We start from the raw sequence: 16,207 nt of genomic DNA on the forward strand, positions 1-16,207 counted from the left end.
CCGAGGTGGAGGTGCCAGCGGATGTGACCCACAACACACGCCTGACGATCGGCGAACTCGCCGACAGAACCGGCGTCGCAGTACGCACCATCCGCTACTACTGCGACGAAGGGTTGCTCGCTGCCGAGCGCACCTCGACCGGGCATCGGACATTCGGGACGGATGCGATCGAGCGCCTCGGCCTGCTGCGACGCCTGCGTGCGCTGGGAATCGGCTTGGCCGCCATCGCCGAGGTCCTCGCGGGTACCCGCGCCCTGGCGGAGGTGATCGCCGCCGAACGTGAAGCTGTCGGCGGTGAACTCGCCGCGTTGCGGCGACGCGAGGCGCTGCTGACCGCGGTGGCCGGCGGCGAGGTCGGGGTCGGGGTGAATCTGATTGCCGCCGTTGCTGATCCGGCTGCCGCGCACGGTGCGCTCGTCGGGTTCTGGCGGCATCAGCTGGCTCCGCTGCCCGCTCCCGTGTTGCACGACTTCATCGATATGAATGTGCCGGGCCCTCCGACCGATCCGGACCCGCAGTATCTGCTGACCTACGCCGAACTCGTGGCGGCCGTGCGTGATCCACGGCTGACCGCGGCGATGTTCGACACCGTCCGGCACAGCGCCGTTCCTGGTGTGCGTGACGAAAAGGACCTGCTGCTGTCCGTCGCACAGGCGTGTCTCTCGGCGGCCCCACTCGTCGCGATCGGCGAACAACCTCGGCCCGGCACCGAACTCGACCATTACGTTCACGCCCACGCCACCGCTCGCACCGAGCGAGACACCCCGGAATTCCGTCGGCGATTGGCCCTCGGCGCCGCCGACCAGCGCGTGCGCCGCTACTGGCGTCTCACCACGGCCCTGACGGGCGAGTCGGTCACCTCCGGCGCCGCGCACTTGTGGCTCTTCGACGCGCTGACCGTCTCGGTCGCACAATCGGTGGGGCTGAACCTGCCGGGGGACGAACGAGGGGAGGCCACGAGTGGCCTCCCCTCAGGGGACGGTCAGGGAACCACTTCGACGATGTCGCCGGGTTCGAGCCATTCGTAGTGCGCCTTGGCGCCGTCGGGGGTCAGGCGGATGCAGCCGTGGGACTGCTCCTCGGTGGGTCCGATGTGGTAGGCGATGTCGCCGTTGAAGAAGATCGCGTATTCCATGGGGGCGTTGTGCAGGGTGCTCCAGTGGAACGGCTTCTTGAACGCCACCTTGAACGTGCCCGGCGGGGTTTCGTAGCCGGGGCGGCCGTGCGACATCGGGGTGGGGCCGTAGGTCACCGCGCCGTTGTCCATCAGCCACGCGTTGTTGGTGGACAGCTGCAGGCACGCGCGGGCCTTCTCGCTGCACGGCGCCACCACCGGTTCCGGTTCGGGCGCGGGAACGATGGCGGGCACGCCGGGGATATCGGGCCCACCGGGCCACAGTGGTTCGGCCTGCACGGGTGCGGCGAGCGCGGTGCCCGCCACCGCCGCACACATCGCCGCGCACGCGGCCCACCGGGGAATACGACTACTACTCACGAAATCTTGCCTCTCTCGCCGCGCCCACCCCTGGTCGTCGTACGCCCAGAACATGAGCTTTCACCATCGACACAAGCCTCGGAACATAGAGGTGTGAATGATCATGGAGTATTGCGATTGTGTTGAGCAAGCCCTGGATAGGGCTACCGGCGCGTCGCATTCCGGCAGTTACTTGACCACTTAGGTAAGCCTGACCTATGCTCATCGTGGCGTATGGATGAGTCGGTGGTCCCGAGGGCTGCGGTCGACCCCCTCGTTCCTGCCGCGGCGGGCTCCGTTCTCGTAACGGGGTCCGCCGCTTCGTTTTCCCGGTGGCGCCGCCGGATTTCTGATGGTGTAAACCGGACGGTATGAGCGAAAATCCCCTGTCGTGGGCCGATATCACGCCCGAGCTGATGACCAAGATGAGTGAAGGCACCTTCACCGACCTCATCGGCATGCGCTTCACCGAGGTCTCCGCCGACCGTGTGCGCGGCGAATGGGAGGTGCGCCCCCAGTTGCATCAGCCCGCGGGCATCCAGAACGGCGGCGTGTACTGCACGGTGATCGAAACCCTCGCCAGCGTCGGCGGCAGTGTCTGGTTCGGTGAGCGCGGTCAGGTGGTCGGTGTCAACAACAACACCGACTTCCTGCGCGCGGTGCGCGAGGGCACCCTCACCGGCGAGGCCACCCCGATCCACCGCGGCCGCAGCCAGCAGTTGTGGGTCGTGGTGATCACCGACGCCGGGGGTCGCATGGTCGCTCGCGGACAGGTGCGCCTGCAGAATCTGGCGGCCTGACCTCAGTTCCCCGTGGAGTGGCCGGCTGCCGCCGGCGAGCCGGGCGTTCGGCCCGCGGCGACCTTTCCCGCCACATGGCGCACGTCGCGGTGCGCGATCAGCCATTCGCCCTCGTGCTGCTCGAACTCGTCGCGGTGGAAGAGCACGGGCGGTCCGGGCATGATCCGGTACTCGATCGGCTAGGCATCGGCGGTCCAGGCGCCGGTTCGTTAACTTCTCGTTAATCGAGCCGGGTTCGTCCCAGGTCATGGCATCGGCGGGCGATCCGTGGGGACACGCACGTGCCAGAATGTCGCTCACCGACCACGACCCGCCGAGGAGAATCCCGATGCGTTTGTCGCCGCACGAGCAGGAACGGCTGCTGCTGAGTTACGCGGCCGAGCTGGCGCGGCGCAGGCAGGCCAGGGGGCTCAAGCTCAACCATCCCGAAGCGGTCGCGCTCATCACCGATCACGTGCTCGAGGGCGCGCGGGACGGGCGGACCGTCGCGGAACTGATGTCCTCGGGGCGTGAGGTACTCACCAGGGATGACGTGATGACGGGCGTGCCCGAGATGATCCACGACGTTCAGGTCGAGGCGACCTTCCCGGACGGGACCAAACTCGTCACCGTGCACCACCCGATCGGATGAGACCATGATTCCCGGTGAGTACCTGTGTGCCGAGGGCACGATCGAACTGAACGCGGGCGCGGTGCGTGTGGAAGTGGACGTGGTCAACACCGGTGACCGTCCGGTGCAGGTGGGCAGTCACGTGCACTTCCCGCAGGCCAATGCGGCGCTCGACTTCGACCGTGCCGCCGCGCGCGGCCACCGCCTCGACATCCCGGCAGGCACCGCTGTCCGCTTCGAACCCGGTCTGCCGCAACGGGTTTCGCTCGTACCGCTCGGTGGCTCCCGCGAGGTCTACGGGATCAACGCCGACGCACCGGGCCGTCTCGATGGCTGAGCGCAACCGAACACCGCACGCCGTTTCGCCGCAGCTTCCGGGAGAGAGCCGATGACCGAACTCAGCCGCGCCCGCTACGCCGAACTGTTCGGCCCGACCACCGGCGACCGGATCCGCCTGGCCGACACCGACCTGCTCATCGAGATCACCGAAGACCGTTGCGGCGGACCGGGTCTGGCGGGCGAGGAAGCGGTCTTCGGCGGCGGCAAGGTGCTGCGCGAGTCGATGGGGCAGTCGCGCGCCACCCGCGCCGACGGCGCACCCGACACCGTCATCACCGGAGTGGTGATCGTGGACCACTGGGGCATCATCAAGGCCGACATCGGCATCCGTGACGGCCGGATCTGCGGAATCGGCAAGGCGGGCAACCCCGACACCATGTCGGGCGTGCACCCCGACCTCGTCGTCGGCCCGGCGACGGAGATCATCGCGGGCAACGGCCGCATCCTCACCGCGGGCGCCATCGACTGCCACGTGCACTTCATCTGCCCGCAGCTGATGGAGGAGGCCCTCGGCGGCGGCATCACCACCCTCATCGGCGGCGGCACCGGCCCGGCCGAGGGCTCCAAGGCCACCACCGTCACGCCCGGCTCCTGGCACCTGGCCCGGATGCTGGAGTCGCTCGACCACTGGCCGATGAACATCGTGCTGCTCGGCAAGGGCAATACGGTGAGCCAGGAATCCATGTGGGAGCAATTGCGCGGCGGCGCATCGGGTTTCAAGCTGCACGAGGACTGGGGTTCCACCCCGGCCGCCATCGACGCCTGCCTCACCGTGGCCGACGCGGCGGGCGTGCAGGTGGCGCTGCACTCCGACACCCTCAACGAGGCGGGCTTCGTCGAGGACACCCTCGCCGCCATCGCGGGCCGGGGCATCCACGCCTATCACACCGAAGGCGCGGGCGGCGGCCACGCACCCGACATCATCACGGTCGCTTCGCATCTCAACGTGCTGCCCAGCTCGACCAACCCCACCCGCCCGCACACCGTCAACACCCTCGACGAACACCTCGACATGCTGATGGTGTGCCACCACCTGAGCCCGTCGATCCCCGAGGACCTGGCCTTCGCCGAATCCCGCATCCGGCCCTCGACGATCGCCGCCGAAGACCTCCTGCACGACCTGGGTGCCATCTCCATGATCGGCTCGGATTCCCAGGCCATGGGGCGCATCGGTGAGGTGGTGCTGCGCACCTGGCAGACGGCGCACGTGATGAAACGCCGTCGCGGTGCGCTGCCGGGCGACGGCGCCGCCGACAATGCCCGCGTCCAGCGCTATATCGCGAAATACACCATCTGCCCGGCTGTTTCACACGGACTCGACGACGAGATCGGTTCGGTGGAAGTCGGCAAACTGGCCGATCTGGTGCTGTGGGATCCGGCGTTCTTCGGTGTCCGCCCGCACGCGGTCCTCAAGGGCGGCATGATCGCCTGGGCCGCGATGGGCGACGCCAACGCCTCCATCCCCACCCCCCAACCCGTCCTGCCGCGCCCGATGTTCGGTGCCGCCGCCCCCGCTGCGGCCGCCACCTCCCTGCACTTCGTCTCCGAACAGGCCATCGACGACCGTCTCGCCGACCGTCTCGACGTCCGCCGAAAACTGGTCCCCGTCAAAAACGTCCGCCGCGTCACCAAGACCGACATGCCCCACAACGACGCCATGCCACGCATCGAAGTAGACCCCGACACCTTCACCGTCCGCGTCGACGGTGAGGTCTGGACCGAGGCTCCCGCTACCGAACTCCCCATGGCCCAGCGCTATTTCCTGTTCTGAGGGCTGGCCGCCGAGTGTCGGCGGCCTGGGGTAATCTCGGCGCGATCCGAGCGGGGCGGGTATCGGTCGCCTCGCGTCACGTGCCGGGACGAACCGGCGGGAGGGGGCCGTTGTCGTGGACGATCTGACCGATGCCGCCGACGATCTGGCGCGCTGGGCGCAGGATCTCGAACGCAAGTCGCAGCGGTATCAGGAACTGCACACCAAGATGGCCGAAGTGAGTGTCACCGACACCTCATCCGACGGCCGCATCGCCGTGACAGTCGATGCCAACGGGTGCACCACCGCCCTCACCCTGGCCGCCGGCGTGCGTGGCATGGACCCCTCGGCCGTCGCCGCAGAACTGATGGCCTGCACCCGGCGTGCCCAGGCCCGGCTGCGCGACCGAGTCGCCGGGCTGGTGCACGACGTGGTCGGCACCGACGAGCCCGGGGCCGCGATCGTCGGTCAGTACACCGAACGGTTCCCCGATCCGATCGATTCGGAGCAGGTGCCCGTTGCCGCCACGCCGCCACCGCCGGTCACCGCGTGGCCGCCCGTCGAACCCGAGGTGCGCGCCGCCCGCAAACCTGACCGCGACCGGGTCGTCGCGCCCGTGGAACCCGACGAGGAAGATCTCTTCTACCAGCGCAAATCCTGGCTGCAGTAGCGCGATCTCGGCTGCGGCGAGTATTCGGGGGAACCCGAACGGGGTGGTTCCGCGTCCAATCAGTTCGAGACAGGTGCGCGGACTCGATCGGGTTCGCTTTCAGGAGGGAGTCAGCGTGACCGATGTGGTGAATGTCGACCCGAATGCGATCAGAACGCACGCCGGATCGGTGGACGGCGTCGCGAGCGGGGTGGCCTCCGCCCTGGAGGCGGCGAGCTACCTGGCCCACGCCGACGACGGCTACGGCCTGCTGGTGAAGCCGTACGCGGTGATCACCCTCAACACGCTGCACGACGAGATCGTCGACGGACTCACCGAACTCGATGCCCTGGTGGCGGCGATGCCGGGCAAGTTGCGAACCGCCGCCGACACGTTCGAAATGTGTGACACCACCCGGGCCGGACAGCTGAAAGCCACCACCGCCGAGATCGAGGGGACCGTCTGAGCATGGCCGACCAACCGACCGCCATCGGCACCTTCCTCAACGAGAACTCGGTGCTGCCGGGCACCGTCGACTCCTTCGACGACGCGCCCGCACCCGACAACGACCTGCTGGCCGATGGAACCAACTATCGCGACACCTACTACCAGGAATCGAATTTCCTGTTCAGCAACGTGGGTGTGCCGCGGATCGAGGAGAAGAACGGCGGGCAGGAGGCCAACGCGGGCATTCTCGAGGGCACTCTGCAGGGCGACACCTTCGAGAACGGGTACAGCCTCTACAACGCCTTCGCCGGTGGCGGGTCGACCACCGACAAGATCGACGCCATCGCCAAGGCCGGATCGACAGCGGCCGACTGGTCCTCCGCCGTCCAGACATTCGGCAAGGCCATCAAAGGCACCTCGGCGCCGGCGAAGTTCGACCCGTTCAACTTCATCGGCTCGCAGCTGATGAGCTGGATGCTCGAACACGTGGAACCGATGCGCAAGTCGCTCGACTCCATCACCGGCAATCCCGATATGGTCCAAGCGTATTCGGATTCGTGGAAGAAGATCGCCGACCATCTCACCACCACCGCCGGGCAGCTGGCCGCCGCCGTCGACACCGGCATCGGGGAGTGGACAGGCTGTGCCGCCGAGGCCTATCGCACCAAGGCGAGCGAACTCGCGAGCACGATCGCCGAGAAGGCCGCCGTGTCGCAGATCCTCGCCGACTGCAACAAGGCGATGAAGTCGATCGTGGAAACGGTGCGCGGCATCGTCGTCGAGATCCTCAGCAGCCTGGCGGGCATGCTGCTCGAGATGACCGCGATCCTCATCGCCTCGGCCGGAACCGCGTCGCCCGCGCTCATCGCTCGCGCGCTGGCCGATATCTCGCTGGCCACCATGACTGTGTGGCAGATGCTGATCAAGCTCGCCGAGGCGCTGGTGTCGACGAAGACCATGGCGCAGAGCGCGGTGCAGCTGGTGCGCGGGGTCGCCGGAGTGGAATCCGCGAAATAGGTGCCGGTGTGTGGTGGGGGTTGGTGGCAGACTGCGGGTATGACCAGTGCTGAGTGGGCCGATGTCGACAGTTATCTCGTCAGTGCGCTTGTCGGGGAGGAAGGGGTGCCCGCGCTGGAGGCGAACGCTAGTGCTGGGTTGCCGGCGATCGATGTGTCGCCGCCGCAGGGGAAGCTGCTGAATCTGTTGGCGCGCACCGCTCGTGCGCGTCGGGTGCTCGAGATCGGCACGCTCGGTGGGTACAGCACGGAATGGCTCGCGCGTGCGGTCGGCGAGGGTGGCACCGTGGTGACTCTGGAATTCGAGCCGCGTCATGCCAAGGTCGCGCGGGAGAATCTGGACCGGGCCGGGGTGGGGGAGCGCGTCGATATCCGGGTGGGTGCCGCACTGGATACCTTGCCCGAGGTGGCTGAGGACAGCAGCGAGCCGTTCGACCTGGTGTTCATCGATGCGGACAAGGTGAACAACTCGAACTATGTGCAGTGGGCGCTGCGGCTGACCCGTCCGGGTTCGGTGATCATCGTCGACAATGTGGTGCGGGGCGGGGCTGTTGCCGACGAGCACTCCGACGACCCGAACGTGCGCGCCAGCCGCGAATTGATCGACCTGCTCGCCGCCGAACCGAGCCTGGACGCCACGGTGATCCAGACCGTCGGCGCCAAAGGCTGGGACGGTTTCGCGTACGCGGTGGTCAACGGTTCGGAGGCCTAGCGGCACGACCTCGTCGCCGATCCGGCTGCCCGTGTCGGTACGACAGGGTAGCGCTGGGCCGGGGTACCCGGACCGGTCGGCGGCGTGCCGGTACCGCGACGGGTCGCGCTCGCGCAGGTCAGCGCACGGGTGACAGCGCCCGGGGCGACAGCGGCTGCGCACCGGTCGCGATGTCGATGGCTTCGGCCAGGTCGAGCCGCAGCTCGTGATCCGCTGCGGACGCGGGTCCGTCGTGGTGGGTGATCCCCTCGGCGGTGCGCACGTAGTGCAGCACGGTGTCGCCGATATGCACGGTGACTGTGCCCTCGTCGACGACCTCCGCGAGGGCCCGGCCAAGGGGCAGGGCCAGCCAATGCGCGCGCACCGCGTCGGTGGGATTGCGCTGCCCGAGCAGCGGCGCACCCCACCCGGCCAGCGCGTCGAGCACCGGTCGCAGCCCCCGGCCGAGTTCGGTGAGCTCATAGCTCGAGCGCATCCCGTTGCGGTGATGGGTGAGCACACCGTCACGTTCGAGCCCCTTGAGCCGGGTCGCGAGCATATCGGTGCTAATCCCGGGCAGGTCGGCGAACAGATCGCTGTAACGGCGTGGGCCGGAACACAATTCGCGGACAACGAGCAGGCTCCACCGGTCCCCGACGAGGTCGAGCGCGCGGCTCACGGCGCAGTAGTGGTCGTAGCTTCGGCGTGACACGGCTATCACTCTAACCTGATACTTGGAAAATCCAAGTGAGATCTTGGAAAAACCAAGTAGTGTGTGCGGCAACCACATCGCGGAGGGAAGTCCATGCAGTTCAAGCAGTCGAGCAAGCTGTCGGGAGTGTCGTACGAGATTCGCGGTCCGGTGGCCGAGGAAGCCGCCCGGCTCGAGGCCGAGGGGCATCACGTCGTGAAGCTCAACACCGGCAATCCGCTGATCTTCGGTTTCGACGCGCCGCCGGACCTCTTGCAGGACATGGTCCGAACCCTGCCCGCCTCCACCGGCTACACCTCGTCGAAAGGCCTGCTCTCGGCCCGGCGCGCGGTGGTGCAGTACTACCAGACGCTCGGGGTGCCCGATGTCGACGTGGAGCAGGTGTTCCTCGGCAACGGTGTCTCCGAGCTCATCATGATGGCGATGACCGCACTGCTCGAGAACGGCGACGAAGTCCTCGTGCCCGCCCCCGACTTCCCGCTGTGGACGGCCGCGACCGCGCTCAACGGCGGCACCCCGGTGCACTATTTGTGCGACGAGGGCGCCGACTGGTATCCCGACCTCGCCGACATCACCGCCAAGATCACCGACCGCACCCGCGCCATCGTCCTCATCAACCCCAACAATCCGACCGGTGCGGTGTACCCGCCCGAGGTGCTGCGCGAGATCCTCGAGATCGCCCGCAGGCACAACCTCGTCGTGTTCGCCGACGAGATCTACGACAAGATCTACTACGACGATCTCGAGCACACCGCGGTCGCCTCGCTCGCCCCCGACCTGCTGTGCCTGACCTTCTCCGGCCTGTCGAAGAACTACCGCGCCGCCGGTCTGCGTTCCGGCTGGCTCGTGGTGTCGGGCCCCGTTCAGCACGCGGCGAGCTACCTCGAGGGTCTCACCATGCTGGCCGGTCTGCGCCTGTGCGCGAATGTCCCGGCGCAGCAAGCCATCCAGGCCGCCCTCGGCGGGTATCAGAGCATCAACGACCTGGTCCTGCCCGGTGGTCGGCTGCGCGAACAGCGCGACCGGGCGTGGGAAGCGCTCAACTCCATCCCCGGTGTCTCGTGCGTGAAACCCAAGGGCGCGCTCTACGCCTTCCCGCGCATCGACCTGGACATGTACCCCATCCACGACGACGAGAAGTTCGTTCTCGACCTGCTGTTGCAGGAGAAGCTGCACATCGTGCAGGGCACCGGCTTCAACTGGCCGCGTCCGGACCACTTCCGCATCGTCACCCTGCCGCACGCCGACGAACTCGAGGCCATCATCGAACGCATCGGCCGCTTCCTGGCCACCTACCGGCAGTAGGTCAGGTGGGGCAGCCCTGTCCGGAGTCGCCGGACGCCGAGGCCGGGAGCTGGATGAGGCAGAGGATGAGTCCGGCCGTCTCGTCGGCCAGCTGGCCGGACCCGGTGTGAACCGTCAGGCGGTTCGGCCCGGTGATCTCGGCGGAGGCGGCGGGCGCAGCGAACAGCGGCGCCGCCGCAGCGCAAAGGATCAGCGCCGCGGCGGCGAACTTCTTCGGCATGATCGGCCCCTGTCTCCCGGATGACGTCTGGGCCCGATGCTACGCCGGGGACGTGACTGAGGCTTCGACGCAGCTACGAGGGCTCAGCGCAGCGACGAGGGACTCGCGCAGCGAAAGCGACTCAGCGCAGCCGGACCGGGAGGTCGAGCAGCCCGCGGATGAGCGTGCTCGTCTGCCAGTGCATGGTGGCGGCGGGATCGGCCAAGCGCAGGTCGGGGAAGCGCCGGAGCAGGGCGGTGAAGGCGACCTCGGCTTCGAGGCGGGCCAGGGGCGCGCCGACACAGAAGTGGATGCCGTGTCCGAAGGCGAGGTGACCCGAGGTCGGCCCGTCGACGGTGAGCGCATCGGGGTCGGTGAAACGGGCGGGGTCGCGGTTGGCGGCCGCCAGGGCGACGTTCACGATCTCACCCGCCGGAATCTCGACACCACCGAGGGTGACGGGCTCGGCGGTGAACCGCAGCGTCGCCATGTCGACCGGCCCGTCGAAACGCAGGAACTCCTCGATGGCCTCGGGCACGCCCGCCGGGTCGGCACACAGCGCCGCCCACTGCGTCGGCTCGCGCAGCAGGGCGTGCACACCGTTGCCGATCAGGTTCACAGTGGTCTCGTGGCCGGCGACCAACAGCAGGAACGCCATCGACACCAGTTCACGGTCGGTGAGCCGGTCGCCGTCCTCGTCGGCGAGCACCAGTTGCGACAGCAGATCCTCGGCGGGCCGGGACTGCTTGGCGCGCACCAAACTCGACAGGTACGCCGCCATCGCGGCCGCGGCGGCGGGCCGCCCCTCCTCCTCGCCGACCACGCCGACCAGCGACCGGGTCCAGGCCTGGAAGTCGTCCCGGTCGTCGAAGGGAACACCGAGTAGTTCGCAGATCACCGTCACCGGAAGGGGATTGGCGAAGGCCTGCATGAGATCGACCTCGTCGTGGCCGTCCATCGCATCCAGGAGGTTCTCGGTGATCTCCTCGACGCGGGGGCGCAGGGCCGCCACCTGCCGGGTGGTGAACGCCTTGTTCACCAGTTTGCGCAACCGGGTGTGCTCGGGCGGGTCGGTGCTGAGCATGTGTTGCAGCAGCACCATGGTGTTGGCGTCGGTGGGGGTGCCGTCGCGTTTGGCGCGCAGGATCTCGTCGGCACGAACCGTGTCCTTGCGTAGCCGGGGATCGGCCAGGGCAGCGCGCGCCTCGGGGTAACCGATGACGATCCAGCGGATCACATTGTCGGGGAACAGCACCCGGTGCACCGGTCCGGTGGTGCGCCAGCGGCGGTAGTGGGCGTGCGGGTCGTCGAAGAAGTCGGCGCCGATGGTCTCGACAGGGGCGGCGGCGGTGGTGGTGTCGGCCATTTCGTCACGGTACCGGGGTGGCCGCGGCGACGCGCCGAAAGCGACCACCGGAATTACCGAATTCCCTTGTGGCAGGTGATGTTCGGATGGGCGAAAACCGCGCCCGGCGAACGCGGTTTTCGCCGTTCCGTGTCAGCGAGCTGAGCCGTGTACCGCGATCTTGCCGTTGCGTCCCGGCGTTTCCGAGGCGACGGCCGCGTCTGCGGCCTTGTCGAGGGGGAACTCACCGTCGAGTTCCAGGCGCAGCGTGCCGTCGGCGGCCAATCCGACCAGTTCGGTGATGAGCCGCACGTAATCGGCGCGGTCGATCTCGGCGCTGCGCTGCTGGCCCCAGAAGCCCTTCACCACAGCCTGTTTGAAGATCACCGCACCGGTGTCGACGACCATCGGCTTGCCCGACAGCGCGCCGAAGGAGATGAGTTCACCGCGCGGGGCGAGCAGCGACATCAGCGTGGCCGCGGCCGGACCGCTGACCTGATCGACGGCCCGCACGATCGGTTCGCCACCGGTCACCTCGGCCACGCGGTCGGTCCACCCGTCGCTCTCGGTGTCGAGGACCGGGCCGTAGCCGAGGTCCTCGAGTGCCCGCACCGAACTCGGTCCGCGCACCAGGCTCAGCACCCGCACCCCGCGCTGCTTCGCGAACAGGTTAACCAGTCGGCCCACGGCGCCGTTGGCAGCGTTGACCACGATCCACTGACCGGGCTGCACGGCGAGGTCGTCGAGCAGCATCAGCGCGCTCAACGGCATGGCAAGCAACTGGCAGGCGGTCTCGTCGGGCACCGTCGGCGGCATCGGGACCACCTGGTCGGCGCGTGCGACGAAGAATTCGGCCCACGCGGCCCTTGCCCCGGCCACCGCGACCCGCTGCCCGACCTGCACCCGATCGGCGCCCGGGCCCACCGCATCGACGACGCCGACGGCCTCGGTGCCCGGAATCGCGGGCAGCGGTGGTTTGTAGCCGTATACCCCGCGCACGATCGCGAGGTCGTGGTTGTGGATGGGCGAGAGCGTCATCGACAGCCGCACCTCACCTGGTCCCGGTTCGGGCGCGGGCACGGTCTGTGCCGCGAGTACGTCCTTCGGCTCCCCGAATCGTTCGATCACCACTGCCTGCATGTCCGCCTCCGAAGCTGGTTGCGAGTCGTGCACGATGCGCCCATTCTTCCACCGCGCCTGACTTCCCCTGACTCCGCACGTTCCGGTCGCGCGTCTCGCCCACTCAGCACAGGGGCCGATGGCAGCCCGGCGTGTCAATACGCCGCAAGGGTGACCGATACCCCCTGCGACAGCTCCACCGAATCGGTCTCACGGGGGACGACCGGCGAGGCGCTCCGGCCTACTCTCGGTCCATGACAGCCGGAACCCCTTCACCCGCGGCATCTTCCGGCCGCCGCATCGGCGAGGTCGACATTCTGCGCGGCTTCGCCCTCTTCGGCATCCTGATCACCAATGTGATCATCGCGACCACCCTGTGGTCTGCCGTCGGCACTCGCGAGGACCCGCGTTCACTGTTCGACGGCACCGCTGACCAACTGGTCCGCGCAGGCGTCGACGCGCTGTTCACCGGACGCTTCTATCTGCTGTTCGCGTTCCTGTTCGGATACTCGTTCACTTTGCAGATCGCGGCGGCTCAGCGGGCGGGGGCGCCACCGGTGCGGCGGCTGCTGCGGCGGTGCGCGGCACTGATGGGAATCGGCCTGCTGCACGTGTACTTCCTGTGGGTCGGCGACATCCTCACCCTGTACGCGGCACTGTGCCTGCTGCTGATCGCCCTGCGCAAACTCTCGGCCCGCACCGCTGTCATCACCGCGATCGTGCTGTATTCGCTGTGGTCGGTCTTCGCCTTCCTGCCCGGAAGCGACACGGGCACACTCGGTCTGGGCCTGTTCTTCGACCTGCCGAAGATGTCGGCGGACTACACCGGCAGCTTCGCCGACACCTTCGCCGCCCAGACCTCCGTCGCCCCGGTGTTCGCGATCCTCATCTGGATAGCCCAGGGCGTGCCGAGCCTGGCGATGTTCCTGCTCGGCATGGTGGCGGGTAAACGCAATCTGTTCGAGGACGCCGCGACCATCGCGCGCTGGTCGCCCCGGGTGCTGTGGATCGGGTTCGGGCTCGGGCTCCCGATCTCGGCCATGACCTTCGCCCAGCTGATGGACTGGTGGCATCCGCCGGTCCTCGTCCACGGACTCCAGTACCTCATCGCACCCGCCATGACCTTCGCCTATGTCGCGCTGGTCCTCCGGCTGGCGGGCTCACCGCGCACCGGCCGGTATCTCGCCGCGCTCGCGCCCGCCGGGCGGATGGCGGCCACCAACTACATCGGTCAGTCGGTGGTGCTGATGGTGGTCTACACCGGATACGGGTTCGCCCTCGCCGATACCGTCGCGCCGCCGGTGGTCGTGCTCGTTGCGCTGGTCACCTTCGCCGCCCAGCTCGCGCTCAGTGCCTGGTGGTTACGACACCATCCCTACGGACCGGTGGAATGGGTGTTGCGCGCCGCCACGTATCTGACACTGCCCGCCTGGCGGAAACCGAAAGCGGCTGCGGCGCAGCCTGTTCGATGACCTAGCCGGACCGGTCGGCGCGCGCGGCGAAACCGTCGCAGAGCGCGTCGAGGCCCAGGTAGAGCAGATCCTGCGAGGTCAGCTCGCTCACACCCGCACCCTCCAGGTCCGCCAAGGCGGGCGGCACCGGGAACTGTGGTGTGCCTTCCAGCAGATCGCGCAGACCGTTGGGGTCGTCGGTCGCGGTGCGCTTGTCGGCGAGCAGGGCGCCACCGACCACCGGCAGGCTCGCGCCCGAGATGTAGTTCCACACCGTGAATGCCATCGTCGTTGCCTCGCGCGCCGACACCTCGAGCTCACGCAGGCCCGCCACCAGCCATGCCAGGCTCGCCAGCCCCTGGGGGCCGAAGCTGTAGCGGGGGACCGCGAAGGTCAGCAGTACCCACGGATGCTGCTGGTAGAGCTGCCAATCGATCTCGGCGGCGATGCGCACCCGGTCGCGCCAGGTCCAGTTCTGCCCGGTGGGGTCGGGATAGGGGTGCCGGGCGGCGATCTCGTCGGTCATCGCCGCGATCAGTTCGTCCTTGCTGTCCACGTGCCGGTACAGCGACATGGTCCCCACCGCGAGCCGGTCGGCGATGCGTCGCATCGATACCGCGTCGAGGCCGTCGGCATCGGCGAGGGCGATCGCGGCGTCGACGATCGCCGCCCTGGTGAGCTTGGCCTCAGTCATCCCATGACTCACTTTCGTCATCCGGTCTTAATGCGTACACTGTACCGGTGTCTCGCGTACGCCGTACGCATACCCCTGGAAGGAACTCGGAATGACGAAGCTGGAACCGGCGGTGCCCACCGCAGTCGCCGGTGGACGCCGCGCATGGCTCGGATTGGGCGTGCTGCTGCTGCCGGTGCTGCTGGTGTCGATGGACATCTCGGTGCTGTTCCTCGCCATGCCGACCCTGACGAGCGACCTCGACCCCACCGCCTCCCAGCAGCTCTGGATCCTCGACATCTACGGGTTCATGCTGGCCGGCCTGCTCATCACGATGGGCAATCTCGGCGACCGGATCGGCAGGCGCAACATCCTGCTCGCCGGCGCGGCCGTATTCGGTGTGGCATCGGTGCTCGCCGCGTTCGCGCCGAGCGCCCCGATCCTCATCGCCGCGCGCGTGCTGATGGGTATCGGCGGTGCGACCCTGCTGCCGTCGAGCCTGGCGCTGATCTCCACGCTCTTCCCCGACGCCCGCAGGCGCGCCACCGCGATCGGCATCTGGACGGCGTTCTTCGCGGGCGGTTCGGCCGTCGGCCCGATCATCGGCGGCCTGCTGCTGCACCACTTCTGGTGGGGTTCGGTGTTCCTCATCAATATCCCGGTGCTCGCGATCCTGCTGCTGTTCGGACCGTTCCTGCTGCCCGAACACCGCTCCACGACCCTCGGCCCGATCGATCTGCCGAGCGTGGCGCTGTCGATCGGCGGCATCCTGCCGGTGGTCTACGGCATCAAGCACATCGCCGCCGACGGGTTCGATCTCGTCTCGCTGGTGATCGCGGGTATCGGTGTGGTGATGCTCGTGCTGTTCGTGCGCAGGCAGCGTCATCTCAGCGAACCGCTGCTCGATCTGTCGCTGTTCACCCGGCCGCTGTTCCGGGTCGCCATCGGCGCCAGCATGGCGGGCATGATGTCGCTGGCCGCGATGAGCTATCTGACCAGCGTGTATCTGCAGTCGGTCACCGGGCGTGACCCGTTGCAGGCCGCGCTGCTCGGCATTCCGATGGCGGTAGCCGTGTTCGTCTGCTCGATGAGCGGGGCGAATCTCGGGCTGCGGATCGGAGTGCGGGCCGCGTTCACCCTGGCGCTCGTCGCGTCGGCGGTGGGAAATCTGATGCTGCTCGGCGTCGGTGTCGACGGCGGATTGGCCTGGTACGTGGCCGGTTCGGTGATCGCCGGTATCGGTTACGGCATCTCCTTCACCCTGGTGTCGGACGTGGCGGTGTCCGCGGTGCCTGCCGAGCGGGCGGGTTCGGCGGTCGGAATCTCGGAGACCAGCTTCGAACTCGGCAACGCGCTCGGGCTCGCACTGCTCGGTTCGCTGGCGGCGCTGGTGTTCCGCTCCGGCGGCGACTTCGACGAAACGCTGGGGGAGACCCTCGCGCACTCCGGTGGCAATGCGGGTCTGGCGCACGCCGCTCGCGAATCGTTCGTCAGCGGCATGCACGTCGCCACCACGTGCGGCGCGGTGCTGCTGCTGGCGATGGCCGCGCTGGCGTGGCGTTCGGCCCGGTCGACTCGCTGAGACTGCCGGTAGCGGCGTGACCGCCGCTACCGGTTTCCGGTCCCG

Annotated in this window: 19 protein-coding genes; 12 read left to right on the plus strand and 7 right to left on the minus strand. The window is 68.2% G+C overall.

All coding sequences use genetic code 11. The features are described from left to right. The first annotated feature begins 23 nt into the window (after positions 1-23). The gene (locus LDL21_RS16590; RefSeq protein WP_225280772.1) at positions 24-1,028 is read left to right on the plus strand and encodes a MerR family transcriptional regulator; all 1,005 of its coding nucleotides are present in this window, start codon (positions 24-26) and stop codon (positions 1,026-1,028) included. Here the strand turns inward: LDL21_RS16590 and LDL21_RS16595 are convergent. Next, positions 983-1,495, minus strand: a complete 513-nt coding sequence (locus LDL21_RS16595) for a L,D-transpeptidase (RefSeq protein ID WP_225280773.1) — start codon at positions 1,493-1,495, stop codon at positions 983-985. The two genes, LDL21_RS16590 and LDL21_RS16595, sit on opposite strands and share 46 nt — an antisense overlap. Positions 1,496-1,890: 395 nt before the next feature. Between LDL21_RS16595 and LDL21_RS16600 the strand changes: the two genes are divergently transcribed. Further along, the gene (locus LDL21_RS16600) at positions 1,891-2,274 is read left to right on the plus strand and encodes a PaaI family thioesterase (protein WP_372462195.1); all 384 of its coding nucleotides are present in this window, start codon (positions 1,891-1,893) and stop codon (positions 2,272-2,274) included. 2 nt (positions 2,275-2,276) lie between these two features. On the opposite strand, the gene LDL21_RS16605 is transcribed toward LDL21_RS16600, so the two are convergent. Then, entirely contained in the window at positions 2,277-2,435 is a 159-nt protein-coding gene (locus tag LDL21_RS16605) for a hypothetical protein (protein WP_225280775.1), read from the minus strand. A gap of 167 nt (positions 2,436-2,602) precedes the next feature. Between LDL21_RS16605 and LDL21_RS16610 the strand changes: the two genes are divergently transcribed. The 7 genes from LDL21_RS16610 (at position 2,603) to LDL21_RS16640 (ending at position 7,797) form a co-directional block, all read left to right on the plus strand. Beyond that, on the plus strand, positions 2,603-2,905 hold the full coding sequence (locus tag LDL21_RS16610; protein WP_225280776.1) for an urease subunit gamma: 303 nt from the start codon (positions 2,603-2,605) through the stop codon (positions 2,903-2,905). Between the two features lie 4 nt (positions 2,906-2,909). After that, entirely contained in the window at positions 2,910-3,221 is a 312-nt protein-coding gene (locus LDL21_RS16615) for an urease subunit beta (RefSeq protein WP_181698124.1), read from the plus strand. A 51-nt stretch (positions 3,222-3,272) separates the two neighbouring features. Continuing rightward, positions 3,273-4,994 (plus strand): urease subunit alpha, encoded by a 1,722-nt coding sequence (locus LDL21_RS16620; protein WP_225280777.1) that lies wholly within the window; start codon positions 3,273-3,275, stop codon positions 4,992-4,994. Positions 4,995-5,109: 115 nt separating this feature from the next. After that, positions 5,110-5,643, plus strand: coding sequence for a YbaB/EbfC family nucleoid-associated protein (locus LDL21_RS16625; protein WP_225280778.1), 534 nt, complete (start codon positions 5,110-5,112; stop codon positions 5,641-5,643). A 115-nt stretch (positions 5,644-5,758) separates the two neighbouring features. Then, complete coding sequence (locus tag LDL21_RS30065) at positions 5,759-6,088, plus strand: type VII secretion target (protein ID WP_181698127.1); 330 nt, start codon at positions 5,759-5,761, stop codon at positions 6,086-6,088. A gap of 2 nt (positions 6,089-6,090) precedes the next feature. Next, a complete protein-coding gene (locus tag LDL21_RS16635) occupies positions 6,091-7,086 on the plus strand; it encodes a WXG100 family type VII secretion target (RefSeq protein WP_225280779.1) in 996 nt (331 codons plus the stop codon). A 39-nt stretch (positions 7,087-7,125) separates the two neighbouring features. Then, positions 7,126-7,797, plus strand: a complete 672-nt coding sequence (locus LDL21_RS16640) for an O-methyltransferase (RefSeq protein WP_225280780.1) — start codon at positions 7,126-7,128, stop codon at positions 7,795-7,797. Between the two features lie 118 nt (positions 7,798-7,915). Here LDL21_RS16640 and LDL21_RS16645 read toward each other — a convergent pair whose 3' ends face one another. Beyond that, positions 7,916-8,488 carry a winged helix-turn-helix transcriptional regulator gene (locus tag LDL21_RS16645; protein ID WP_181698130.1) on the minus strand — a complete coding sequence of 191 codons (573 nt, stop codon included), beginning with the start codon at positions 8,486-8,488 and terminating at the stop codon, positions 7,916-7,918. Between the two features lie 93 nt (positions 8,489-8,581). Between LDL21_RS16645 and LDL21_RS16650 the strand changes: the two genes are divergently transcribed. After that, positions 8,582-9,793 (plus strand): pyridoxal phosphate-dependent aminotransferase, encoded by a 1,212-nt coding sequence (locus tag LDL21_RS16650; RefSeq protein ID WP_067491930.1) that lies wholly within the window; start codon positions 8,582-8,584, stop codon positions 9,791-9,793. Position 9,794: 1 nt separating this feature from the next. On the opposite strand, the gene LDL21_RS16655 is transcribed toward LDL21_RS16650, so the two are convergent. From LDL21_RS16655 to LDL21_RS16665, 3 genes are all read right to left on the minus strand, one after another. Then, entirely contained in the window at positions 9,795-10,013 is a 219-nt protein-coding gene (locus LDL21_RS16655) for a hypothetical protein (RefSeq protein ID WP_225280781.1), read from the minus strand. 121 nt (positions 10,014-10,134) lie between these two features. Further along, positions 10,135-11,358, minus strand: coding sequence for a cytochrome P450 family protein (locus tag LDL21_RS16660; RefSeq protein WP_225280782.1), 1,224 nt, complete (start codon positions 11,356-11,358; stop codon positions 10,135-10,137). A 132-nt stretch (positions 11,359-11,490) separates the two neighbouring features. Continuing rightward, positions 11,491-12,477 (minus strand): zinc-binding dehydrogenase, encoded by a 987-nt coding sequence (locus LDL21_RS16665; protein WP_225280783.1) that lies wholly within the window; start codon positions 12,475-12,477, stop codon positions 11,491-11,493. A 233-nt stretch (positions 12,478-12,710) separates the two neighbouring features. On the opposite strand from LDL21_RS16665, the gene LDL21_RS16670 reads away from it, so the two are divergent. Then, entirely contained in the window at positions 12,711-13,928 is a 1,218-nt protein-coding gene (locus tag LDL21_RS16670) for a DUF418 domain-containing protein (protein WP_225280784.1), read from the plus strand. A gap of 1 nt (position 13,929) precedes the next feature. Here the strand turns inward: LDL21_RS16670 and LDL21_RS16675 are convergent, their stop codons facing one another. Next, entirely contained in the window at positions 13,930-14,601 is a 672-nt protein-coding gene (locus LDL21_RS16675) for a TetR/AcrR family transcriptional regulator (protein WP_067491940.1), read from the minus strand. 91 nt (positions 14,602-14,692) lie between these two features. On the opposite strand from LDL21_RS16675, the gene LDL21_RS16680 reads away from it, so the two are divergent. Beyond that, positions 14,693-16,162: an MFS transporter gene (locus LDL21_RS16680; protein ID WP_225280785.1), complete on the plus strand. Its 1,470-nt coding sequence runs from the start codon at positions 14,693-14,695 to the stop codon at positions 16,160-16,162. Positions 16,163-16,207 lie beyond the last annotated feature (45 nt).

Origin of the sequence: Nocardia rosealba, from assembly GCF_020216065.1 — a bacterium.
GTDB lineage: Bacteria > Actinomycetota > Actinomycetes > Mycobacteriales > Mycobacteriaceae > Nocardia > Nocardia rosealba.